Here is a 23,906-nt window from a genome sequence, read left to right as displayed (position 1 = left end):
TCATTCAGCAATTTTGTCACCCCTTCCTCTCTTTCCTTCTAAATTGTGTACATGAACATGTGCACCAGCAGGAATAAAAGCTGAGGCAGCACCTATGACTTCCCCATATTTAATTATGTCTGTCCCTTGTTCGATGGCTTTAACTGCGAACTTATGCCCAAAACGGATCGGCTCAAGAATGGGTACGACAAGTTCTTCGAGGTCTGTCTTCACAACTACTGATGTGTTTGCAGGGATTTCGGATAAAGCGATAGCTACACTGTCTTTCGTACTTAAGTAAAGTGTTTTATATTCGCTCATTTAGTCACCCCCTAAATTGTTTGTACGGCTTTACTTTGGATGACCGGGTTACTTAATATCCCAATTCCTGGTATTTCAATTTCGATTCGGTCATCCCCTTTCAATGTAAATTCATTTGGCGGAACAACGCATGTACCTGTAAGTAAAACTGATCCGTCAAAAACAGTGTTATCTAAGACTAAATAGTCGACAAGCTCTTCCAATTTACGCTTCAGTTGGTTAACCTTCGCTTCGCCTTCAAATACTTTTTCTTCATTTCGATAAATACGGCACATGATTTTAAGCTCATATGGATCCGGAACAGCCTCTTTTAACAAGATGGCCGGTCCGATGGAGCAAGAATTTTTCCATACTTTTGCCTGTGGAAGATAAAGCGGATTTTCACCTTCAATATCACGGCAGCTCATGTCATTACCTGCGATATATCCCAGTACCGTTCCCTTTTTATCGATGACAAGACCAAGCTCCGGCTCCGGAATTTGCCATTTTGAATCAGAACGCAAGTATACCGGATCATTCGGGCCAACGGTTCTTGCTGCAGTCGATTTAAAGAAAATCTCAGGACGCACAGCATCATAAACTTTGTCATAGAAAGTTTGGCGGTCCAGCTTTCCTTGCGTCGCTTCGTAGTTACGTGCTTCCTTGCTTTTCTTGTACGTAACGCCAGATGCCCATACTTCCGGTGCATCGATAGGCGTTGTTAATTGAAGACCTTCCAATGGCTGCTTTTCCCCTTCGGCGACAATTTGTTTTACATTCTCAAACGCCGTTCTGTTATCATGGCGTGCCGCTGTAATCAACGACATGAAATCCGTAAATGGAAGGTCCACCACATTGTTTTCGTTTGTCACGGCAGCAAGTTGTTTTTTGTTTTCTTTTACATAGCGAATAATTCTCATTTGCTAGTTCCTCCTAAATGGCAGGCCTCATTTATATTTTTTGATATTCATAACCGAGCTCCTGCGAAATTTTACTGCTGCATTCCTTTAAGAGACGTACATAATACTCAAGTGTTTCATCGTTTACTTTCGAAGCAGGCATCGATACACTCATTGCAGCGATTACTTTTCCTGAATAATCTTTTATCGGTACAGCAAGACAATAAATGCCCGGTTCGTTTTCTTCATTATCCATTGAATAGCCATTAATGCGTACTTTTTCGATTTCCGCTAAAAATTGCTCCTTGGATCTAATCGATCTTTCGGTCGGTCCCGTATAATCATAGCCGTCCAAGAGCAAATCCAGTTCACTATCCGTTTTGGTTGCCACAAGAGATTTGCCAACTGCACTCGTATGGATCGGAACACGCCGGCCAATCCGGGAATATAAGACAGTTACCCCGGTGCCCTCCACTTTATCGACATATACACCTTCCTGCCCATCCAATATGACAAGGTGCAGGGTTAAATTCGTTGTTGCTGAAAGCCATTCAAGATGCTTTCTTGCTACGTTGCGTAAATCAAGATGTGTCACAACAACGCTTCCCCTCTCCAAAAGCTTTAATCCGAGTGAATATTTTCCATTTTCCTCATCTTGTGAAATATAGTGATGCACCTGTAGGGTTTTTAATAGTGAATGAACCGTACTTTTATGCAAATTCATTCGTTTACTTATCTCTGTTATAGTTAGTGCGCGTTCGCGCTCATCAAATAAATCCAATATTTTCAAGGCACGCTCCACCGATTGTATGATAGGCATCGTTCCTCACTCCTTTTATTCTGTCTACCCTTATCTTATCGGATTTATGACGAGCATTCCTCACTTTATTACTACTTTTTTTCATGGATCATAATATCCTGTTCATAATCAAGTACCGCATCCTCAATGACAGCGATTGGGACAACCCCATTTGCTGCATCTGTATGTCCAAACATCCTGTTACTGGCCGCAACCATCTTTTGTCTTGCTTTCATACGCTGCTTTCGTTCCACTGCCAACGATTTTCTTTCTTCTTTAAATCGATCCGCAAAATCATGAACCACATTTCCTGAATGAAGTTGAGCAGAATCAACTAAATCAATCCGTCGATCACGAAGCTGAAGATGAATCACATCCCCTGATTTAAGTAAACCAATGCCGCCACCTTCATACGATTCCGGTGTCATATGTCCTATCGCAGCACCATATGTTACTCCTGAATAGCGGCCGTCGCTAATGATTGTAGCGATTTTTTTCATAACACGGTTTGCATTGATGTGTTGCATCGGGGTAAACATTTCCGGCATTCCGAACGCTACAGGCCCCTGTCCTGAGATAATGGCAGCAATTTTCAATGTGCCTTCTTCAACCATCCTGTCAAATAACTCCTCATAGGTAGCAGTTTTTAGAAGAGACCATTCCGGCTCATTATTGTATTTAAGAGATTCGAGCAATAAATCATGTTCGAAAAGCTTTTGCTCTTTTATTTTTACAAGTAAATTTGAATCAAGCAGGCTTTTATTTGCATCATCTTCATTTTCGTAATAAAGCACAAATGCCAGCTTATCATCGAATTGGTCAAGCTGTGGTGTCGGCATACCGCTGATTTTTACAACGGCGCTTTCAAAGAAATTTCCTTTTAATACATCAACACCGCTGAATCCACGGCGTGGATTGGATAAAATGACCTGATTTTTCTTTACATTCACCGCTTTTAGGCTACGTGTAATCGAAAGACGTTCTTTCCAAGTTTTTGCTGCGACAGTCGGCGCATCCTGATCCATTGGTACACCATTCTCAATAAGTTCATGAAAAAGTGTTTCCATTCCTCTGCTTGTCCCGCTGCAGCACTGCATCGCAAGTGAATAAATGTCCCTCCCTTCCGTCAAACTGTAATCAAATAAGTCAGGAATTGGATGTGAATGATGAATGCGGTCAAGGTCCCATAAGCTGAATTTGTATCCTGCATAAAGCATGCCTGCGACAATATGCATCATTAAGTTAGTGGAACCACCTGAAGCGCTGTGAATACGGATTGCATTTTTTATGTTCGCAGCGACAATGTTGGCCACGCCGTAGCGCTCTTCGTTTATCATGCCGGCAAAGCTATCAAGCACCGAGTTAATCTGTCGTTGAGTTGGTGGATCGGTTAACAGCTCAACGGCTGGGTGTACGAGACCCATGCCTGCCACTAAATGACGTGAACTATTCCCCGTACCATTGAAGGCACATACACCTCCCTGCCCGTCACATGTTGCGACTGCAAGTCTCATTTCAAAATATTTATGCTGTTCCTTCGTCAATATTCCTCGTTCATAGGCCCGTTCAAACACACCCTGAAATGCAGTATTGGATGAACATTGCAATATGTATGCCATCGTATCACGCAAATCAACGGCTACATCAGTAGCTCCTTTACTTTCCGCGTTTTTCGCCAGCGTTTCCAATTCTTCAATCACGTCAGCTGGAATCGAACCGCCTTCTAATACGTGAGCAGGGGCGAATGTTGCGAAAAAGGGTGCTTCACCACGGTTTCGGCGAACACGATCGACATGTGCGAGTGCACTTACAACACCAAGAGGCTGCTTATCACACCCTTGAATGACGAATGCACCATGATAACTGTGTGCTTCTAGCTGATTGACAACCATTTGTGCAACCGCGTTTCGGCTCTGGAGGGAGTAACTCATTCCTTGATTGTTTTGCGCAGTGCCATCACACATGACCGGTGTCGAGAAGTGAAACGGCACGCCGCCGTTTTGCCAGATGCGGATTGCTGCCCTTGCCGACGTTTGGTAATCCATTATATGGGCCGGGTGATCGGACGAACCGCCAATAATTGCGATACGCGGGGCATTCCTCTCTAGCCGCATATATATTTCTTCAAGAGTCCAATCAGGCTTGCCCCCCTCATATGTGGAGCCAAGCGTAAGTTTCGAACGGTCCAACAGACCCGCAACCGTAATGGGTTCATTTGCTTTTCCCTGTACATTATCGCGGTAAGGGTTTATTTCGTTATCAATGAGTGGATATAGGTGTGTCATTTCAGCACTCCTTTTCTGATATCAAATGAAATTCTTCCATTCTCTAATAATATTAAAGAAGGTTTTTAGTCTAGTGCCAATTCTTCTGGTTCAGACAGGATCTCGATATTTTTGTTTTTTAAAGCTTCTTCCATCATGCTTTCAGAAATCCAAATTTCACCGATTTCAAGCGTATTTTTTATTCTAACTACTCTCACTTTATTCAAATCGTAGGCATTGCACGTTTTGATAGCGGCTTTAACAGCCAATTCCTGTGTATCTAAAAACATCGGGAGCTTTACTACATCTGTCACTGTGCTTGTGAGTGCATTGGCATAGCCTTTTTCCCATTCGATTTCATTCATGACGGCCTTCGTCGTCATATCAGCCATGCCGATGCCGTTTGCATTCCCGTGAGTTTTTTCAGTAAGTCCAAGTACAACGGTCCGTTTAACGTCTGGCCCCCCGGTAGCATATGGAGTGGCGAAGTTACCCGTTATATTCGGGTCCATTCCATCCCCCGAAATGTCCTTTCCGAGTTCATTTACAATAAGTACGTCCATCGATTCGAAATGTATTTTCGGCATCAATGATTTTGCTTCAAGCAAAAGTCCCGGCTCCACTTCCTCCAGATCCTCCGCTGGGACTGCGACAATTTTCGCTGGTTTATCATAGGCATTTTCAATTGTCGCAAGACCAAATATAATAGGAGCTTTTGTTAAGGAAATCTTCGCCATCTCAGGCACATGTTCCGCCATATACTTAAAGCTGTATGCATGTGCAGCTTCGGCTCCCTTTTGCTTGCCTAAACCGATTGTAATCATTTTCATTAGTCCGCTTTCAACCGGTCCGCGAAATGCCGTATGTGGTTTTATCCGATTGATGACGATGATTTTATCCGATTCATATGAAAGCCTATCAATATAGACAGGGAGCCCATTTGGCAATTCATCCAGTTTAATAACTTCCATCGATGACAGTATTGGCGCTCTGACCGATTCTTCTGAAATACCCAGCTGAAGCAACACATCGATTTGTCCTTCCGCTGTAGCACCCCCATGGCTTCCCATTGCAGGTACGATAAAAGGATTGCCACCAGCCTCCTTAACGGCAGCCACCGTTTCTCTTACTAGAGTAGGAAGGTCTGCTACCCCCCTGCTTCCTACTGCAATTGCCACCCTGTCATCTTCATTTATTCTTGATAAGACACCTGCTTCTTTTATCGCCTTCTTAACCTCACCAGCTACATCAGCGATTTGAGGTGTACGAAATTTCTGCCTCACTTTGACCATTTTCGGTAATTGGATTTCACGTAAAAGTTCAGAGATAATATCCATTTTCTATCCTCCAAACAGTCTGGACTATTTACCGCGTACTTTTTCAACTTCGCTCATCATTTCCTCAACAAGATCCGGCCCGAATTTTTGGGCATATTCGTCCGTGACTGGTTGGATGACTTTCTTCATTTTTTCCATTTCTTTCGGCTCTACTTCATTGATTTTCATTCCTTCTTCTTTTAGATACTCAAGTGCTTTTTCATTTTCTTTTTGGTTAACTTCCCGTTGATACTTTCCAGCCTCTTTTGCGGCCTCACTCATGATTTCTTGCTCTTGTTTTGATAAGTCATCCCAGAACTTTTTACTTACAAGGAATACAAATGGTGTATAAACATGATTTGTAAGACTTAAGTATTCTTGCACTTCATTATATTTTTGCGTTTGAATTGTTGCGAGTGGATTCTCCTGACCATCAACAGTGCCTGTTTCCAGTGCAGTAAATACTTCAGAAAAAGCCATCGGCGATGGATTAGCACCCAACTTGGAAAATGCATCTAAATGCACTTCATTTTGCATGGTACGAAGTTTAAGCCCTTTGAAATCCTCAGCCGTTTTAACAGGGTGTTTGCTGTTGGTTAAGTTTCGGAAACCATTTTCCCAGTATCCAAGACCCACTAAATCATGTTCCGGTAATTTATCCAAAAGTTTTTTGCCTACTGCACCATCAAGTACTGTATAAGCTTCTTCTTCATTATTAAAGACAAATGGGAAGTCATAAATTCCAAATTCCTTAATCATCCCCACAAGTGGTGAGGTTGAAGGAACTGTTACTTCCTGTAAGCCACCTTGAAGAGCTTCTGTCATTTTCTGATCATCTCCGAGGGCGGCATCAAAAAAGTTTTGCACTTTCATTTTCCCCCCGCTTTTTTCTTCAACCAGTTCTTTAAATTTCTCCATACCTTTTCCTTGTGGATGCATTTTACTATTTCCGATTCCTGCTTTGATCGTTCTTTCCTGGATACCGTCAGCTGAAGCGCTTTCATTTTGGCTTCCGCAAGCACTTAATAGCAGTACTGAGGGCAGTAAAACTCCCACCGCCAAACGTTTGAACAAATTATTCATTATCATTTTCCTCCTATAAAATAAGATGAATATCAGCATACAGTCCCTTTTTTAATTCCTTTAGGAGGTAAACCATTCTAGAGGAACCAATACTATGGAAGGAAACAAAATCAACAAGATCAATACAATTACTTCCACGAGCAAGAAAGGCCAAATCCCCTTCATGATATCTTCCATACTGATCTTACTTATGCCGCACATGACATTTAAAACGGTTCCAACAGGTGGTGTAAGTAAACCGATGGCATTATTCAGGATAAACAGGACACCAAAGTAAACTGGATCAATACCTGCAGCGACCACCAATGGCATCAAGACAGGTGTTAGAATAAGGATTGTCGGTGTCATATCCATAGCAGTTCCAACTACGATAACCAATAGGTTTATCATTATTAATAGAAGGAATGGATGATCCATAAATGGCTCCAGCAATCCAATTACCTGACCAGGTAAATCAGCTACAGTTATCAGCCAGGATGACACCAGTGCTGCAGCGACCAGAAACATGACAACACTCGTCATTTTTCCTGCATGAACAAAGACCTCATACAAATCTTTCACTTTCATTTCGCGATAGATCACAAGACCGACAAATATTGCATAGACTGCAGCCACCACTGCCGCTTCAGTCGGTGTAAATAAACCGAATTTCAATCCACCAATGATAATGACGGGCAGGAATAGAGCCCAAATGCCTTGACGAAGAGAAGTAAGTATTTCTTTTGCTGAAGCTCGAGGGTTAACGGCGACTTTATCTTTTCGTGCAACAATGGCCCAGGTAACCGTAAGTCCAACCGCTAGTAAAATACCTGGAACGATTCCTGCCATGAACAGCTTTGTAATGGACACACCACTCGCGACACCGAAAATGATAAAGCCAATACTTGGCGGAATGATCGGGGCAATGATACCACCTGATGCAATCAACCCACTTGACCGGTTCACATCATAACCGGACTTCACCATCATTGGAATTAATATAGCCCCAAGCGCTGCCGTATCGGCAACAGCAGATCCTGATAAACTCGCAAACAACACACTCGCAATGATCGCAACATAGCCAAGGCCTCCCTTGATATGGCCAACCAAATTCATTGCCATCTCAACGATACGCCGTGATAAACCTCCCCGATTCATCGCCTCTCCTGCCAGCATAAAGAACGGTATGGCCATTAGAGGAAAGTTATCCGCGCCACTGATTAGGTTTTGTGCGATAATTTGACTATCAAAAATACCAAGGAAGTACATAAGCACTACGCTACTAACAAGCAAGGCAAATGCAATGGGTATTCCAAGTCCCATGGCTCCCAGTAAAGATCCGACAAATACACCTATCATCCCTGCTTCTCCTCCTTAACTATCCTAATATCTGAAGCAAATTCATCAGCATGGAGGGAAATTAGGTCTTCTGACTCACTTATCATCACTAATTCTTCGTCTTTAATTTTATTGAAGAAAATCCGATACAAATTGAAAATGATCATGCTGCCCATTGAAACACTTACAAGAATGCCTGTCCCATATACAAATGCCAGTGGCATTCCAGTGGCCGGTGCATTACTATCAATGTTTATCATAGTCATTTTCCAGCTACCATCCAGGATTAAGAGAAGAACAAATAACATTATCAAATCACTAATTACAAGTACAACTTTTTTCAACTTATTTGGGAGTCGTTTGATTACCATGTCGACACCCAAGTGCTCTTTGTTTTTGAAGGCTCCGATGGCGCCGAGGAAAGTCAACCAAATAAAGAGGTACCTTGACATTTCTTCTGACCAAGTAATCCCTGAATTAAAGAAATAACGAAGAACTACATTACCGAACACGAGGACGACCATTATTGCTAACGCAGCAGCCATAATAATATTTAACGTATTTTCTAAGGTTCTGGATATTTTATTCACCTATACATCTCCCCCTTCCTATATAGGACATTCTTTATTCTGCTTTTATTTTTCCTACGAGCTCCTCTGCCCAGTCGTTTTCCTCAAAGACTTCATCATAAACAGGTTGGGCTGCCTTTATCATTTGTTCTAAAAATTCTTCATTAGGGTTAGTGAACTTGATTCCAGTATCCTTAAGGTATGCTTTGTCATCTTCGTAACTTTTTTCCATCAAATCAAACTCATATGCTGCCGATTCTTTTGCTGCATTTTGAATGATTTTTTGTTGCTCCATAGTTAGACCATTAAAGAATTTGCTATTAATAATGTAAATATTGGGGCTGAACATATGCTTGGATTCCAGTACATCACTTTGAACTTCATTCCACCCCGAGGATCTCAGCGTGGCAATGGGATTATCTTGAGCATCCACTACCTTTTGTTCAAGTGCGGTAAAAACTTCTGAAATAGGTAATGGGCTAACGTTCGCCCCTAATGATTCACCTAATTTTATGTAATTCGGGATGTTCGGCATTCTGAGTCGAAGACCGTCAAAATCTTTCATACTATTAATTGGACGATTGCTTGAAAACATCCTAAATCCATTTGCACTCCATGCAAGTGGGGTCACTCCATGTTTCGGATCAAGCTCTTCTGTCAATTCCTCTCCGATTGGACCATTCAATACCTTCTGTACATGGTCGTAATCCCTAAATAGGAATGGCCATTCCGGAACACCCATTTTCGGAATGTCCGCCTGCATAATTAATCCTGGAACACCCATTTCGATCGTTCCGTTTCTGACGCCGTCATAAAATTCTTTTTCTGCACCTAATGTACTGTTCGCATAAATCTGAACTTCTAGTTCACCATCACTCCCCTTTTCTACCATTTTTTCGAATTTTTCTTTTAAGGCAATGTTCTGAGGATGATTTTCAGCAAAATAATGTGCCACTTTAATCGTTTTCTTTTCAACTCCAGATCCGCTGGTTTTTTCCCCCTCACCTCCACCACATCCTGATAAAAGTAATGCCGCTGCAACAGATAAGCCTGTGGAGAATAAAAAATGCCTCTTTTTTCTCAATTAAAACCCTCCCCAACGTTTTTTGTAAGCGTTATCATTATGGACTGAAATAAAGAACTTTTCCTTCCTCATGTATAGGCCAAAGGTGTAATTGTTTTATAATATAAAACTCCGTTTTGATTTATTCGGAGTAGGAAAACACTTCACCACTTGTGGGTTAAAGACTTTTAAACTATTTACTCTTCCTTCTAAATTGAACGAAGAAATCGTTCTATAATATAAAACTCTGTTTTCGAATTTGAAATCTTACGTTGATTATAAGCTTCCAATTTTACTAATGTCAAACCATTTTTTGAATTTTATAACAATTAGAAAATACTCCATCATTCACATTTAGAGATCAATAATTTTTGATCTCATCATTTCCAGTCAGGTTTTTTAGAATCAGTACAGGAGAATTTACTATACTAGGATATCTATGGAATTAAAAATCATACATAACAAGAAAGTTCTTCTTAAAATACAATCACTACTCTATCTAATAGAGCCAAGTCGGAATTTTGTTTTGTCTGCTGAATAATTATGAACCTCTCTCACGACCGGTAAAGACTAAAGTATAAAAACTCCACCCGAAGCTTTTAAATTCTCATTAAATATATTTAATTATTACCGATATATAAAACATGTTTAATATATAACAAGGGGAAGGAATAAACAAAGATGAATAAACTCAGTACGAAAATAGGTTTTGTTCTTTTAACAGGCATGATCATTACATTAGTTGGAAGTTTACTATTGATGTATAAAAGTACAAATGATACGGTTGAGAAAACAATCGCCATGAGCAGCTTAGACATCGCAAGCAACATCGCTCAAGGAATAAATCCAACATCTTATGCTGATTTTTTAAGTAATCAATCCGAAACCTCTACATATTGGGAGATACGCGAACAGTTAAACGATTATAAACAAAAAACTGGAGCATTATATGTATATACATTGGGGATTAACGAAAGTAGCCAAAAAGTCCATATTCTTATAGATGGAATGGGTAAGGGAGATGAAAAGGCATCTCCCATTTTATCCCCCACAACCGTGACTTCATATCAGGATGTAGAAAGCGTCATGAAGGGAAAGGTTTCTACCACTTCCATCGTTCATGATCCTGAATTTGGTGACTATTTATCCGTTTTTGTTCCCATAAAGAAAGGGGACGAGGTCATTGGAATACTAGGGGTGGATATTGATGCCAGCAAAGTCGATGCTACGACCAGCATGGTACTGGGTGGCATCCTTCCCCTGATGATAATAATCAATGTGATCTTAATGGCAATTGTAGTGGGTGCATTAATATGGTTCTTGACTAGAAAGTTAAGCCCCCTTCTCAAGGTCAGCATGGCTGCAAAGGAAATCTCAAATGGAAACTTATTAACAGCCAATAAATTGATTAGCAACACAAGGGTTAAGGGAAACGATGAAATCAAGGTTTTAGTGAAATCCTTTGAAGAAATGATCACCAATACAACTTTGATCGTCAACTCCATGAAAAGCTCATCATTCCAGCTATTGGAGTCATCAAATGATATCGAACAAAAAATCAAAGAAATGGATACTTCCACACAATATATCGTTAAAGGCATTCAGCAAGTTGCAGGAGCTGCGGAAGTACAATTGCACAGAAGTGAAGAATCATCGAGGGTCATCGAGGAAATGACCATAGGGATACAAAAAATTGCCGAAGCTTCTTCAGAAGTCAGCGAACAGACAAATCATGTTTCAGCTAGAATGTCCATTGGAAATAAAGATATAAATGAACTCTCGAATCAAATTCTGCAAGTAAAAGATGTGATGCTGCAAACAAGTTCAGAAATAAAGAAATTGGACGAACAAGCAAATGAGATTGTGAATATTGTACATTTAATTACGGGAATTGCCGAGCAAACAAACCTGCTGTCTTTAAATGCGGCAATCGAAGCTGCTAGAGCCGGTGAACAGGGTAAAGGTTTTGCGGTGGTATCGAACGAAGTACGGAAATTGGCAGTAGGCACGAAGGAAGCTGCCATCAATATACAAGAGTCTCTACTTCATTTTAAATCCATCATAAATGATTCAGTGAAAATGATGGAAACTGGAACTAAAGAGGTGGAGGAAGGGACAAAATTTGTCCTGAATACTAGAGAAACTTTTAAACAGACCATAAAATCTTTTGAGCATGTTAGTGATCAGATTCAAGAAATATCCGCCATTACCGAGCAAATGGCAGCAAGTTCTCAGGAAATTAATGCTTCGATAGAAGATTTTGCAGGGTTGACAAGGGAAACGGCAGTTGCTTCAAAGCAAGTGGCACAATCAACCGATCAACAAGCGAAATCCATGGAGGACATTTCCTTCTCAACCACGTCTATGGTAAAGCTCGCTAATGACCTAGAAAGATCTGTTGAACAGTTTAACGCGTAAAAATCTTGAACCACATTCGATTACTATATCAAGAAAGGGATTTTGCTATTAATGCAAAATCCCTTTTATATTTACTTAGTTGATTTTAGTTTCAAATCACCTTCATAAGGTATATGTTCAACTGTTATCGTTATATCTTTGCCCTCTTTATCTTTACCAATTCGTTTATAAGTGAATTTATTTTCATTAAGCTCTGTAAGTTCAAGAACTGCGCCATACTTATTTTTCCCTTGTGAAACATGGGCTCTTATCTTATTTCCATGAACAACATCGTAATAGCCGTAATCACCACGGCTTTCACCGGTTTTAGCATCAAAAAATTCATACTTATTTGTTTTATCATCATATTTTGCCAGACCTAAATAATTCGAGTTATAGCTTGATACATCATTTCCCTTTTCATCCAATGCCACTGTACCTTGCCATGTGGTGCTTGATAAAATTTTGTCTCCATCAACGTCTGTAACTACATCTCCTGTGTAAGTTTCCAAATTTTTGACTGGATCAGTAAAGGAAAGTTCTGTTTCAGTATAAGGAATATGATCGACAAACACTTCTACGTCGTTACCATTTGCATCTTTGCCCATTCTTTTATAAGTAAACATATCCTTATTCAGTTCAGTTATTTCAACAACGGCTTGGTAACCCATTGATTCTGAAATTAACACTCGAATCTTCCCATTCGTGATAAAGAAAGTTCCTTTATCACCACGACTTTTTTTAGTATTTTTATCAAAAAATTCATATCTCGATGCTTCATCGTCATATTTAGCTAGACCAATAAAGCTTGCATTCTCCTTAGTTAAGTCATTATTATTTTTATCATAAACTTTTGTTCCTTGCCAACTCGTGCTAGTAAGAATTTTAGTCATTTCCTCTCCTGCGGTTAACTTATTTTCCTGTTTTCTCTGTTTTGCAGTTTGTTCCTGCTTCTGCGCACTTTGATTGTCTTGCGCATGTGTGGTACATCCTGTTATGGCCAATGTTAACCCAAGTAGTATAGCTGAAGAAATTTTTGCTTTTTTATTCATTTTTTCGTCTCCTCATCATATTGTGGTTTTTTTGTAGTGCAATTGACTTTACAAATGGAAGTATCAGCGAGCTGGTTATTTTGCCCCTGCTGTTAGTAAAATTTGTTCGATCTCCTTAAACCCTTTCTCGCGGGCATGTTGTAAAGGGTTCATACCACAATTGTCGGGGATATTGACATCTGCCCCATGATCTATTAGCAATTGCACTGTTTGCTGCTGTTTTCTATCACCATCATTCAAAATGATCGCTTCTAGCAACGCGGTCCAACCGAGATCATTCACATGATTCACATCAATATCAGTTTTAGTAAGGAGTTCTTCAATAACCTCAACATATCCATGTTCCGAAGCAGGGATTAAAGCCGTTCCTCCATAACGGTTGGTTATAGCCGGGTCGGCACCTGCTTCAATCGCAAGTTTAAGAATACCTACATAACCCTCAGCACCTGCATACAAGAAGGGGCTATTTTTCATGTCATCCTGAATGTTGACGTCTGCACCCGCTTCAATTAGGATTTTCGCCGACTCTACATCATTGTTGTAAGTCGCAATCATAGTTGCGGTTCGCCCTTCCGAGTCCTGTGCATTCATATCTGCTCCTTGCTCAATCAAACTTCTGATTCTTTCCGTTTCTTTTCGTTCTATAGCTTGAATCAATTGTTCATTCATTCCCTTTCCTGTCTCCTTTTCTTGTTTATTTAGCTCCACTTCGTTATCTAAGACACAGCCTTAAAGGATGAAAAGGCATCCGATGACAATCGTTAGCCGTCTCCACACGGAACACACCATCCTTTCCCCGTTTGCACTTCACAGCCGCAAAAGGATTTCCCGTCATTCTTATGTACAGGATTGGCTAGTTCTTTAGGTTCCATGATGTTTTTTTCTCCCTTTTATTTTTAGTTGCTTACTTATTCCGTCTTCATTATGTTAATGCTTAACCATAAACTCCCTCTAAACAATTTCTTAAAAAATGATTAACTTATTAATAAAATTTTTTAATGTTTATAAAAAAATCCCGCCACCTTCGTGACGGGTCCTACACATGCTATTTAAACATTAAAACGATACCCTGCTCCCCAAACGGTTTCCAAAAATTTAGGCTGGGCAGGATTTCTTTCAATTTTTTCACGTAGTTTCCTGATATGGACGGTGACAGTCGAAACATCTGCAGCCGATTCCAATCCCCAAATATTTTCATAAAGCTGCTCTTTGCTTAATACTTGATTCGGATGCATGACAAAAAACACTAAAGTATCGAATTCCTTTGTTGTAAACGGGACCACTTCTCCATTTATGTGAACTCTGCGTGCTGACTTATCTATTGAAATTCCATGAACATAGATTGAATTAGATTTGGGGTGACTTCCTGATAAACGTTCATAACGCGCTAAATGCGCCTTCACTCTTGCAACTAGTTCACTTGGACTAAAGGGCTTTGTAATATAATCATCTGCCCCTAGACCAAGCCCCCGAATTTTATCGATATCTTCCTTTTTGGCGGATACAAGCAAAATCGGGATATTTTTGACAGCACGTATTTGTTTGCATATCTCAAATCCATTCAACCCTGGAAGCATGATGTCCAAAATGATTAAATGATAATTTCCTTGAAGTGCCTGTTGGAGCCCTGCATCACCAGTATGTTGAATATCGACATTAAAATCATTAATTTCCAAATAGTCCCTTTGCAATTCAGCAATACTGACTTCGTCTTCAATAAGTAATATATTTTTCACATTTCCTCACCTTTCTTTATGGAAAAGAAGACACTTGTACCTTTTCCTATCTCGCTAGTAGCCCAAATATCTCCACCATGCTCGCCGATAATTTTTTTTGCGATCGCAAGGCCTAAACCACTTCCACCCGTACGAGAATTTCTAGATTGCTCAGCACGATAAAAGCGGTTAAATATATAAGGCAAAGCAGAAGGTTCTATTCCATAGCCATTATCCTTTACTTGTACAACTACATCATATAGCCCTTCATGCAGAGAAATGGAAATGTGTTTTTCATTTTTATTCATATACTTTACACAATTGCTGATCAGGTTGGTCAATACGCGTTTTAGTTTCTCTCTATCCGCTGTCACGTATATCGGTTTCTTCACCTGATGAAGTTCAATCTGGATCCCTAGTTGAAGTAAATCCAGTTGAAGTTCTTCTACGTAGTCTTTTAAATATTTATCTAATCTGACCGTTTCAAAAGTGAATGGTTCTTTTTTCAAATCCAACTTGGAAAATAAAAATAATTCATCTATCAATGAATCCATATCTCTTGCTTTTAGGTATACTGTCGATAAATACTTGTCCATTTTCTGTGGGGTGTTTGCCACTCCGTCTTTAATCCCCTCAACATATCCCATAATCGAAGTGATCGGTGTCTTCAAATCATGAGAAATATTGGAGAGAAGCTCTTTGCGATTTTCCTCATACTGAAGCTGAATGTTTACGGACTCTTTTAACTTTTTTCTCATTTCCTCAAATGCTCTATTCAATTGTCCGATTTCATCATTCGAAATGGCTTTGATTTCAAAGTTTAAATCTCCTGATTTTATCCGCTCTGCGCCTTCTTTAAGAATTGAGATCGGTTTGATGATGCTACGTGAAACTAAATAATTTAATAGTCCAATAATCATTACAAACAGTAATAACAATAGAGTGAATAAAATGGGAAAGAGCTCTCGAGTCAGCTCGGCATATGTACTTGCCTTTCTCAATACAAAAATACTTCCTTCACTTTTATCCGAAAAATAATAATCAAACTTCACATAAGTGAAAAAAGAGTCTTTCATTTTGATTGTGTCTCGCGTATTGATGTTCGTTTCTTCGAACTCGGGAAGTGATTGTATTAAGCCTGGCTTATCTAGTGTTTGGGACGCATACTCAATGTTTTTACCTTTTCTAACGACAATCTTAATATCTCCATGTTCAATCTTCTTCAGCTGTTCTTCGTTTAAAAGCTGCTCAGGGTTATTTTTTGCCAAAAGCTTCAAATCGAGAAACACACTTTCCTCTATTGCAGTCAAAGGTTTTTGGAGATAAGATTTTTTGTATAAATGCTCTATCGCTTTTACATCACCTGTTATTGCAAAAATAAGTAAAAACCCAGCCGCTAAAAATAAAGCGATGGAAATAAGAATTACGCCAACGTAGGACAACAGAAATCTCATTTTAATTGACAAATATTTTCACCCCGTATCGATCTCTCGTTTACTCTTTTTTAGAAAAGTTCACCGTTTTTCTGCTGTCTTGCATGTAAAAAAGATATTTTCCACGATAATTTTTCTTACTCAAAAAACCATATCACACAAATCTTAAAATTTTATAAAATACATGGAAAAAATCGAGTTGAATCTAGAAATCCGCTCCCTTTCCGCCGACTGTTTGTCAGGCCACCTCGACGCAACCGCCCGTAGGGTCTCGGCTAGCCATTTATTCGGCAAGGAGTGTCGCAAATTTCTTCAATTCATTGAGAATTTCATCAGTGCAGTTGATTTCAACCGAAGCACTTTTTCGACCTACACCGCACTTTTTTCGTTTTCCAGAGCTTTTTCTCGGCCGTTCACTCAGTTTTTCGTCCTTCACAGCACTTTATTCGACCGATCATGAATTTTTTCGACCTACACCGCATTTTATTCGACCGTTCATTTAACCTTTTATAATAATGGGATGGTTTATAAATTATCCAAGAATTAAATAAAACTGCACTTCAGTGTTTTCTATCCCTTCAATACAAAGATGGAATTAAGAAAAAAAGCGAACTTCCCCTTAAGGAGAGTCCGCTTTTACTTATATAAATTTCAAGAAAAGTTCACCTGTTCTTCTCATTAATTTGGTGAAACGATCATTTGGTCATCCAATCTAATATCGTCAATCGACCAAAACCAATTATTTTTCGCATTATGCATTCTCCATTGTAATTTCATAGAAGAAGCATCTTCAGGAACCTTAATCGATTTAACTTCATACCTATTCAAAACATGTCCATTTTTATTATCCGAAGCAGCTTTATTGTCATAAACGAGAACTTGTTGTTTTTCCCCATTGTCAAAGACAGCAGTTACTTCAGCTGTTTGCGTTCCTTCTTGTTTATAGTGGGATGCAAATCCTAAGTATAGATCTTTTGCATCATCAACTTTTACAGAAGGTGAAGTTAATGTACTATCAAAAAATCCTTTTGCTGCTGGTGAACCGTTATCATCCCATTCATCAGGATCCGCTACTGCTATAACTCCTTGACCAAGTTCAAATTTATTTCGCTCTTGGTCTTCTGCTTTTGTCCAAAAGTCCTTTGTTGTGAAGCTCCAACCTTGCCACTCTTCTGTACCAACTGGCATATTCGAGCTATTTGTAACCGACCAGCCGTTAGGAGCTGTATGGCTCCAACCGAGAATGGAACTTGGAATGTTTTCATTCACTGCTGGCTTTAATTCAGACTCTAATTGGTCAAAACTTTCTCCAAGCATCATGTTTACGAATACATTTATTTTCTTGGAGCCAATTATTTGGCCGCCCTCGTACGCAGTAATCGTGAATTGTGATGAACCCGAAATTCCCTTGCTAGGTGTAGCTTTTATTGACAACATTTTTTCTTCTTTTCCTGAAAGCTCATACTCAAGTTCATTGTGCTCCACACTCCAACCTTCAGGTGCATCAACTTTAATTTTCCCCTTCACACCATTACTTCCATACTTTTTCATCTTCACTTGGAGTGCAGTCGATTCACCTGAGGTTACTAAAGAAGGAGAAGCTTGTGCCGAGACCATTTCCAGGGCTTTTGTATGACCATCAGCCAGTAACACCCTTTTACTGCTATTGTTAAATGAATCTATTGCTTGTACCTTAATTTCATAATCAGTACCTGGCTTAAGTCCAGCAACAGGGAACTCTAAATTCCTTGGCACAGGATCATAATAGAATTCAGAAAATGCGGTGAAATCTGCGTCCAACTCCCCTGTTTCCATGTTTTTGGCTGTAATGTGATAAGAATGTACGAGCGCGTTATCTTTTGCCTGTGGAAATGTTACATTTAAACTTCTTAGTGTCGATTTTTCTTTTACAATCGAAGCCTTGTCTTTAACTGCAAAAACCGGTGGTAACTGATCTCGATCGTCTGTATATTTAAAGTTATTTTTTTTAGAAGGATTTTTTATTACCCATGGTTTTCCTGTCCAATCGTCTTTATGAAAGTCACGTTTTTTAATGACAACTTCATTATTATAAACTTCTACAATCATTCCTTGACTAATATCCCGATATCCTTCTGGATGGAACCCTTGAAGTTTGCCTGGCTCTAATTCCAAATAACTTACAGAAGACGTCCCAACTGACGTAAAGTCTTTTTGATGAATCGTTCTAGGGTCTTCAAGTGGATAATGAGAATGGCCTGAAAATGTAATAACCTGTGGATGTTTCTTTAGAGTATCATATAAAAGTTCTTTATTTTCCTGAGTTCCCCACAAGTCACTTCCATACACAGTGTCTTTAATGTGTTGATGAAGAAAAACAAAGATTGGTTGTTCCGGATTCTCTTTTTCTGCTGCAGCTAACTTTTCACCTAGCCAGTTAATTTGATTAATAGAATATAAACCATGCGTATTACCATTTTCCGGACTTAACGAAATAAAATCATATCCATTTACTTTTTTATGATAGTAAAGAGAATCCATTCCTGTTTTCTCGAGAAAACGATCTTGTGCTTTTTCAACGGAAAGTCCATTCCAATAATCATGGTTTCCCATTGTAAACATGGATTGGACATCGCCTTGTTTCTTCTCATTATAAATGGAGAAGAACTTATCATATTCAGTAGCGTATCCATAGTCCGTTAAATCCCCAACGACAACAAAAGCATCCTGTCTAGGCGCAGCTTTATTTAATTGATCCATGGCTGTTCTGAATTTGTTCATATCAGCAGTTGATCCATCATCGATATGTACATCACTGATTACTGGAAAAACGAGCTCTGGTTTACGTTTATTATCTGAATTTGAAGATTCCGAGAATGCTTGTACACTTGTTAAAGAAGTTGTTAATCCTACCGTTACAACTGTCAACATTGCTGCAAATTTTTTTTTCGCTTTCAAAATCCATTCCTCCTATTTATCATTAGCCACTTAAATTATGTAATCATTTTGCAAAAAGACAAATATCCTCCTTATTTAAAAATTTTATGTGGTTTACCAATTAAAATAGTAACTTTACATTATTAATAAAATATAAGACCCGTGTAATTTAATTATTAATAAATCAAAAAAAGGGCCTATGGCCAATATTCGTTCCATTCACTTTTTTTTTAGTTTTTGGTATTGATTTTCCTTTTCTTAATGGGAATGGCGGACTATCCCTTAACTGCGTAGTTACCCGTAAAATGGTAATATTTATACAGATGGTAAATGATTCCAAAGTACATAGAAACACCAATTTTCATATGGTAAAGTCTAGAAGAACGAAAGGAGAGAGATTATTATAAAAAAATTATTAAATATTGTGATGGTAATAACTCTTGTCTTTGGACTGTTCTTTGCGATTGCACCTATGAATAAAGCATTTGCCTTGTCCTACGATAATACAAACCCTTATTCGACAGGTTGTGCTTCTAAAAGCCCAATCACCTATGAAACAGAATATATCTATAAAAACGGTGTGAAAATTGGATATGTGCAGCTAAAAGGAAGTGCGTATTGTCATACGGCGTGGGGTTACTTAAAGTTTTATTCTTCTGCTCCTTATGATTATTATGCAAATGTTTGGGTTGACAGTTTTAATGGCACGACTAAGAGAGCATTTACAAGTTGTGCTAGTTCCGGTGGAAACGGATGGATAATGAAAGGTCAGACGTCCTGTTATACTGCACAATTATGGAATTTAGATCCTTATAATGCTCTGGCCAAAGCAGGTATTTATTCTTCAAGTGGTGCTCTAATTATTTCTGCGAACACTGGCCGTTATTAATGGGTTATAAAAGGGATCCTGACAGCAAAAAACGCATAAAAAAAAATCACCGCCTAACAATCAATCCCCTATTGCTTTACAGCTATTAATTGATTCCTTAAAAACAAATAAGGAGATTTCGCCTTCATGGTCGCTGTGTTTATACCTTTAATCATAGTTGGGTGTTTTTGTGCCGGCAGTAACAGAGGCGGAGGCTTCTGCTAGAAAATAATGGACGACTGTCATAGTCCGTCCTTTTTTACTTAGATTAATTGAAATACGTACTTTTCACCCAGGCTAAATACACAACTGAGGAACCTAATGGAAAAACTATCATGGCAAAATAAACAACCTTCAGATTATAGACAAAAAGCACTCGGAACGAATTCATTCCGAATGCCTTTTAAAAAAATTTAATCACATACCATGCTTTTTTGCATCAGCAAAAATAAGATCGCGAGGTTAAAGGTAATTTTTTGGTAACTACATAGTTTGAACCAAAACAATTTCGTCAATAATCGGAATCTCTCTTTTTAATGAAGTTAAGAGTGTGTCTTCGATTGCATTGTCGATTTCACAAATCGTAATTGCAGCACCATTGATTTTGGAACGTTCATTGGCCATTCGGGCTATATTGAACCCTTTTTGATAAAGAATATCCGATAATTCGGCAATAACCCCTTTTTGGTCGGAATGGCGAATAACAAGTGTTGGCCGTTCTCCCGAAAATTTAAATGGATACTCATCGAATTCCTGAACCTCCACTTTACCACCGCCTAAAGAGCTGGCCAAAACCTTTAGAGTACGTGTGACTTTTTAATTCTTTAGCAAGAAAAAGCCGCAGCCTTCCGCTTAGCTATAAAACAGTTACAAATAAATCACCTGTTTAGTTAATATATAATATGAATTTTTCAAAACCAGTGCTTTGGATATTGTCTTGTTTGAAATAAGTTATTATAAATCATCGATATAAAAACTAATAATAAGGTACCTATTACAATTGAAATCATGAATCCCCAACCAGCTTGAGAATTGATGGAAACAAGGGCACTTGCTGCTGCGGGAGGGTGAACAGTTTTTGTGAAAGTCATTATAATCAATACAATAGCCAATGTTAGACCGATAATGAGTAGGCTTTTACCAAAGATGCTCCAAATGATAAGAGCTGATGTAGTAGAGATTATATGTCCTCCAATAACATTACGGGGTTGTGACAAGAGACTTTTATGCGCACCAAAAACAATTACACAGCTCGCCCCAAGAGGAGCTAATGCCATAGGATATCCTAAATGGACAGCTATAAAACTAATAATGATAATAGCAATGAGCCCACCTATAGCTGAAACAAAGGAATCCATATAATCAATTCTGTCTTTTTCTCTAGCTTCGCCCTTCATTTTCTTTAAATACGCTGTTAAACCTATGTTTTGTTGATTGCTCCAACTTTTTTCAAAACTTTTTTCGAATTCCATAATGTACGTTATCCTCACGTTTTCTAAGTAAGCCGACATGGTTTTTTTATATTTTTATCTTACAGGAAAACAATGAATTATTAAATATATATCGGAATTTTCATTTTTTGATTTCCATAAAACAGTTAACACTCACTACTTATGTCTGTGAATCTATCTTTTTCCTCGGGGAATCATTAAGGCTTTACAGTTAAAAGAGAGTATAGATTAGTATCAAATGAAACATCATTTTGGTACATATAATTTCTCAGTATCCCTTCTTTTTTGAAACCTAAATTTGTCAACAACTTATTGGATGCTTTATTTTCAATAAAAACAATTGCTCCAATACGCGTTAAGTAAAGCTCTTTAAAACCATAAGAAATCAACTTACGGACAGCTTCTGTTGCATAACCGTTACCCCAATAGTTTGGGAAAAGTGCATAGCTCAGTTCTGCTCTCTTATGTTCATGGAACCATTCTTGAAATCCAATCGTTCCAATAATGCCATCCTTCCCTTTTAATTCAATTCCCCATTTAATTCCATGTTTTTCATTGAAGTTTTTTGAAAAATTTTTAATGATTTGCTTCGCCTGATCTGTATTAGTTAATGGAGCTTGCCCATAATATCGTAATACATCTGGATTGGAAAAACATTTTAATAGATCTAATGCATCACCTTCAACCAATTCTCTCAAGACCAACCGTTGTGTTTCTAATATGGGAAACATTTTTCCACTTCCTTTGCTACTAGATTCCTTTTAAAGATCCTAAGCCTATTTCGATCAGAGGCACTCCCTGAAAAAATTCGAACGTAATACCTGACTGCTTATATATCAAACTCCTTTTTAAAAAAAGGTCAACCAGTATAATAAACCGGCTAACCTTATAATCAGAACGCACCCTATAGCTTATTAAGAGCTTGATTATTCTCTTGTGTCCATGGTTTCCTAACCTATATACAGATTTCATGATATATGGATTTTCGATGAATGCATACCTTTGCACTTATGTGATTGGATAATGCTTCATTTATTAGGATTTGCTGTTATGTTCCATGGATATTACGATATTTCTATGTGCTTGAACTATTCTTCGAACGCATAATATCTGTCAATGAGCACTAACTTCTCCGCTTCAAAAAGTTCTTTGAGGAAGTTTAGAGCTTCTGGGGTTTCAGGTGAATTTTGACTCAATCTCAGCTTCTTTTTGGTTCCAAGCAGGCAGCCAAAAAGAGAAGGGCTCTAGAAAGACGATAACTTTTGAATTATCTCTTTAAACGCGTTTACAATAGCTTACTCGCCTTCATTTATCTTCATGCCTCTAATAAGAACCTCAGCCACTTCAGGACGTGTAAACTCAAGCGGCGGGACAAGGCTGTTCCGGAGCATTTCCCTGACTTTGGTCCCGCTTAATATAAACCTATCTTCATCTTTATGGGGACATGTTTTCAGGGAAGCCATATTCAAACATTTTTTGCAGTAAAAGCTATGTTCAAAGAACAGGGGTTTTATGCCAATTTTCAGCGGATCAAACTGGTTAAAGATTTTTTGGGCATCATATGTGCCATAATAATTGCCTACCCCCGCATGATCTCGGCCGACAATAAAATGCGTGCACCCATAATTCTTTCGAACAATTGCATGAAATACTGCCTCCCTGGGCCCTGCATAGCGCATTGCTGCTGGGTATATGGCAAGTAAAACCCTATCCAATGGATAGTAGCCTTTTAGTAAGGCTTGATAGCTTTCCATCCGAACATCCGCAGGTATATCATCTTTTTTCGTTTCACCGACAAGAGGATGCAATAGTAGTCCATCAACGGTTTCCAATGCTGTTTTTTGCAAGTATTCATGTGCACGGTGTACTGGGTTTCTCGTTTGAAATCCGACAACAGTATTCCAACCTAAATCCGTGAACATCTTTCTCGTTTCGGAAGGGTTCATATGAAATTCCTCGAATGGCTCATGCGATGGCCCATTTATTAAATAAATTGGTCCTGCAACGTATATATCCCCTTGTCCAATCAGCTTTTTAACCCCAGGGTGATTGGGATCGTCTGTTTTATATACGAGTTTTGCTTCCTCCAGTTTATCGTATTCATACGTTTCTTCCACCTGTATGATACCAGTAATATCCCCGTCATCACTGTATAAAGCGACCTCATCGCCAATGTTCAGCTGACTTGCCTCTTCCTTCGTGACAGGAAGAGTGATCGGTATCGTCCATGGCAAGCCATTGGCCAGATGCATATCTTTGATGACACTTCGGTAATCCTCTTTTCCCATGAATCCTACAAGCGGGCTGAACGCTCCGTTTGAAATCATTTCCAGATCGGAAACGTTCCATTTCGAGATGGTCAGGGACGATAAGGATTTACACTTTTCCAAGTATTCCACACGGTCATTTCCTGATAATTCACGTTGAATCAGTTTCCCGCCATGTGGATCGATACTTGTTCTTTGAACCTTCATTTATAACCCCT

At 38.9% G+C, this 23,906-nt stretch carries 19 protein-coding genes and 2 pseudogenes; 2 read left to right on the top strand and 19 right to left on the bottom strand.

What is annotated here, in order from left to right:
* From J7E52_RS18945 to J7E52_RS18905, 9 genes are all read right to left on the bottom strand, one after another.
* Entirely contained in the window at positions 1–300 is a 300-nt protein-coding gene (locus J7E52_RS18945) for a UxaA family hydrolase (protein ID WP_214749951.1), read from the bottom strand.
* Positions 301–311: 11 nt separating this feature from the next.
* A complete protein-coding gene (locus J7E52_RS18940; protein ID WP_214749949.1) occupies positions 312–1,199 on the bottom strand; it encodes a fumarylacetoacetate hydrolase family protein in 888 nt (295 codons plus the stop codon).
* A gap of 31 nt (positions 1,200–1,230) precedes the next feature.
* Positions 1,231–1,998, bottom strand: a complete 768-nt coding sequence (locus J7E52_RS18935; RefSeq protein ID WP_214749947.1) for an IclR family transcriptional regulator — start codon at positions 1,996–1,998, stop codon at positions 1,231–1,233.
* Between the two features lie 71 nt (positions 1,999–2,069).
* Positions 2,070–4,262: a dihydroxy-acid dehydratase domain-containing protein gene (locus tag J7E52_RS18930; RefSeq protein WP_214749945.1), complete on the bottom strand. Its 2,193-nt coding sequence runs from the start codon at positions 4,260–4,262 to the stop codon at positions 2,070–2,072.
* A gap of 65 nt (positions 4,263–4,327) precedes the next feature.
* Positions 4,328–5,578 carry a nickel pincer cofactor-dependent isomerase, group 22 gene (locus tag J7E52_RS18925; RefSeq protein WP_214749942.1) on the bottom strand — a complete coding sequence of 417 codons (1,251 nt, stop codon included), beginning with the start codon at positions 5,576–5,578 and terminating at the stop codon, positions 4,328–4,330.
* Positions 5,579–5,602: 24 nt separating this feature from the next.
* Positions 5,603–6,646 (bottom strand): TRAP transporter substrate-binding protein, encoded by a 1,044-nt coding sequence (locus J7E52_RS18920; RefSeq protein ID WP_214749940.1) that lies wholly within the window; start codon positions 6,644–6,646, stop codon positions 5,603–5,605.
* 54 nt (positions 6,647–6,700) lie between these two features.
* A complete protein-coding gene (locus tag J7E52_RS18915) occupies positions 6,701–7,978 on the bottom strand; it encodes a TRAP transporter large permease (RefSeq protein WP_214749938.1) in 1,278 nt (425 codons plus the stop codon).
* Positions 7,975–8,547, bottom strand: coding sequence for a TRAP transporter small permease (locus J7E52_RS18910; RefSeq protein WP_396020295.1), 573 nt, complete (start codon positions 8,545–8,547; stop codon positions 7,975–7,977). Before J7E52_RS18910 ends, J7E52_RS18915 begins: the two co-directional genes overlap by 4 nt.
* A 34-nt stretch (positions 8,548–8,581) precedes the next feature.
* Positions 8,582–9,610, bottom strand: a complete 1,029-nt coding sequence (locus J7E52_RS18905; RefSeq protein WP_214749936.1) for a TRAP transporter substrate-binding protein — start codon at positions 9,608–9,610, stop codon at positions 8,582–8,584.
* A 660-nt stretch (positions 9,611–10,270) separates the two neighbouring features.
* Between J7E52_RS18905 and J7E52_RS18900 the strand changes: the two genes are divergently transcribed.
* Positions 10,271–12,007 carry a methyl-accepting chemotaxis protein gene (locus tag J7E52_RS18900; RefSeq protein WP_214749934.1) on the top strand — a complete coding sequence of 579 codons (1,737 nt, stop codon included), beginning with the start codon at positions 10,271–10,273 and terminating at the stop codon, positions 12,005–12,007.
* 71 nt (positions 12,008–12,078) lie between these two features.
* Here J7E52_RS18900 and J7E52_RS18895 read toward each other — a convergent pair whose 3' ends face one another.
* The 5 genes and pseudogenes from J7E52_RS18895 to J7E52_RS18875 all read right to left on the bottom strand — a co-directional run bounded on the left by J7E52_RS18895 (position 12,079) and on the right by J7E52_RS18875 (position 19,123).
* On the bottom strand, positions 12,079–13,038 hold the full coding sequence (locus J7E52_RS18895) for a DUF4822 domain-containing protein (protein WP_214749932.1): 960 nt from the start codon (positions 13,036–13,038) through the stop codon (positions 12,079–12,081).
* A gap of 75 nt (positions 13,039–13,113) precedes the next feature.
* A pseudogene (locus J7E52_RS18890) lies at positions 13,114–13,827 on the bottom strand (ankyrin repeat domain-containing protein).
* Between the two features lie 260 nt (positions 13,828–14,087).
* Positions 14,088–14,774: a response regulator transcription factor gene (locus J7E52_RS18885; RefSeq protein ID WP_214749928.1), complete on the bottom strand. Its 687-nt coding sequence runs from the start codon at positions 14,772–14,774 to the stop codon at positions 14,088–14,090.
* The gene (locus J7E52_RS18880) at positions 14,771–16,219 is read right to left on the bottom strand and encodes a sensor histidine kinase (protein WP_214749926.1); all 1,449 of its coding nucleotides are present in this window, start codon (positions 16,217–16,219) and stop codon (positions 14,771–14,773) included. The genes J7E52_RS18885 and J7E52_RS18880 overlap by 4 nt, the downstream gene beginning before the upstream one ends.
* Positions 16,220–16,864: 645 nt before the next feature.
* Entirely contained in the window at positions 16,865–19,123 is a 2,259-nt protein-coding gene (locus J7E52_RS18875; protein ID WP_214749924.1) for a metallophosphoesterase, read from the bottom strand.
* 451 nt (positions 19,124–19,574) lie between these two features.
* On the opposite strand from J7E52_RS18875, the gene J7E52_RS18870 reads away from it, so the two are divergent.
* Complete coding sequence (locus J7E52_RS18870; RefSeq protein WP_214749922.1) at positions 19,575–19,991, top strand: DUF2690 domain-containing protein; 417 nt, start codon at positions 19,575–19,577, stop codon at positions 19,989–19,991.
* Between the two features lie 462 nt (positions 19,992–20,453).
* Here the strand turns inward: J7E52_RS18870 and J7E52_RS18865 are convergent, their stop codons facing one another.
* From J7E52_RS18865 to sat, 5 genes and pseudogenes are all read right to left on the bottom strand, one after another.
* Positions 20,454–20,735, bottom strand: a complete 282-nt coding sequence (locus J7E52_RS18865) for an ACT domain-containing protein (protein WP_214749920.1) — start codon at positions 20,733–20,735, stop codon at positions 20,454–20,456.
* Positions 20,736–20,881: 146 nt separating this feature from the next.
* On the bottom strand, positions 20,882–21,442 hold the full coding sequence (locus J7E52_RS18860; protein ID WP_214749918.1) for an HPP family protein: 561 nt from the start codon (positions 21,440–21,442) through the stop codon (positions 20,882–20,884).
* A gap of 176 nt (positions 21,443–21,618) precedes the next feature.
* Positions 21,619–22,152, bottom strand: coding sequence for a GNAT family N-acetyltransferase (locus J7E52_RS18855; protein ID WP_214749916.1), 534 nt, complete (start codon positions 22,150–22,152; stop codon positions 21,619–21,621).
* Between the two features lie 304 nt (positions 22,153–22,456).
* Positions 22,457–22,641 (bottom strand): annotated as a pseudogene (locus J7E52_RS27080) (NAD(P)-dependent alcohol dehydrogenase); the annotation flags it as partial.
* A gap of 75 nt (positions 22,642–22,716) precedes the next feature.
* On the bottom strand, positions 22,717–23,895 hold the full coding sequence (gene sat, locus J7E52_RS18850) for a sulfate adenylyltransferase (protein ID WP_214749914.1): 1,179 nt from the start codon (positions 23,893–23,895) through the stop codon (positions 22,717–22,719).
* Positions 23,896–23,906 lie beyond the last annotated feature (11 nt).

This window comes from Bacillus sp. ISL-34, assembly GCF_018613325.1.
Lineage (GTDB): Bacteria > Bacillota > Bacilli > Bacillales > DSM-1321 > Peribacillus.
The sequence above is the reverse complement of the archived record's forward strand: the minus strand, read 5'-3'. Positions and strand labels throughout refer to the sequence as shown.

Excerpts from the sequence above, each read along its gene's own strand:
- J7E52_RS18945 (WP_214749951.1), bottom strand. The coding sequence starts at position 300 with ATGAGCGAATATAAAACACTTTACTTAAGTACGAAAGACAGTGTAGCT.
- J7E52_RS18940 (WP_214749949.1), bottom strand. The coding sequence starts at position 1,199 with ATGAGAATTATTCGCTATGTAAAAGAAAACAAAAAACAACTTGCTGCC.
- J7E52_RS18935 (WP_214749947.1), bottom strand. The coding sequence starts at position 1,998 with ATGCCTATCATACAATCGGTGGAGCGTGCCTTGAAAATATTGGATTTA.
- J7E52_RS18930 (WP_214749945.1), bottom strand. The coding sequence starts at position 4,262 with ATGACACACCTATATCCACTCATTGATAACGAAATAAACCCTTACCGC.
- J7E52_RS18925 (WP_214749942.1), bottom strand. The coding sequence starts at position 5,578 with ATGGATATTATCTCTGAACTTTTACGTGAAATCCAATTACCGAAAATG.
- J7E52_RS18920 (WP_214749940.1), bottom strand. The coding sequence starts at position 6,646 with ATGATAATGAATAATTTGTTCAAACGTTTGGCGGTGGGAGTTTTACTG.
- J7E52_RS18915 (WP_214749938.1), bottom strand. The coding sequence starts at position 7,978 with ATGATAGGTGTATTTGTCGGATCTTTACTGGGAGCCATGGGACTTGGA.
- J7E52_RS18900 (WP_214749934.1), top strand. The coding sequence starts at position 10,271 with ATGAATAAACTCAGTACGAAAATAGGTTTTGTTCTTTTAACAGGCATG.
- J7E52_RS18895 (WP_214749932.1), bottom strand. The coding sequence starts at position 13,038 with ATGAATAAAAAAGCAAAAATTTCTTCAGCTATACTACTTGGGTTAACA.
- J7E52_RS18870 (WP_214749922.1), top strand. The coding sequence starts at position 19,575 with ATGAATAAAGCATTTGCCTTGTCCTACGATAATACAAACCCTTATTCG.
- J7E52_RS18860 (WP_214749918.1), bottom strand. The coding sequence starts at position 21,442 with ATGGAATTCGAAAAAAGTTTTGAAAAAAGTTGGAGCAATCAACAAAAC.
- J7E52_RS18855 (WP_214749916.1), bottom strand. The coding sequence starts at position 22,152 with ATGTTTCCCATATTAGAAACACAACGGTTGGTCTTGAGAGAATTGGTT.
- sat (WP_214749914.1), bottom strand. The coding sequence starts at position 23,895 with ATGAAGGTTCAAAGAACAAGTATCGATCCACATGGCGGGAAACTGATT.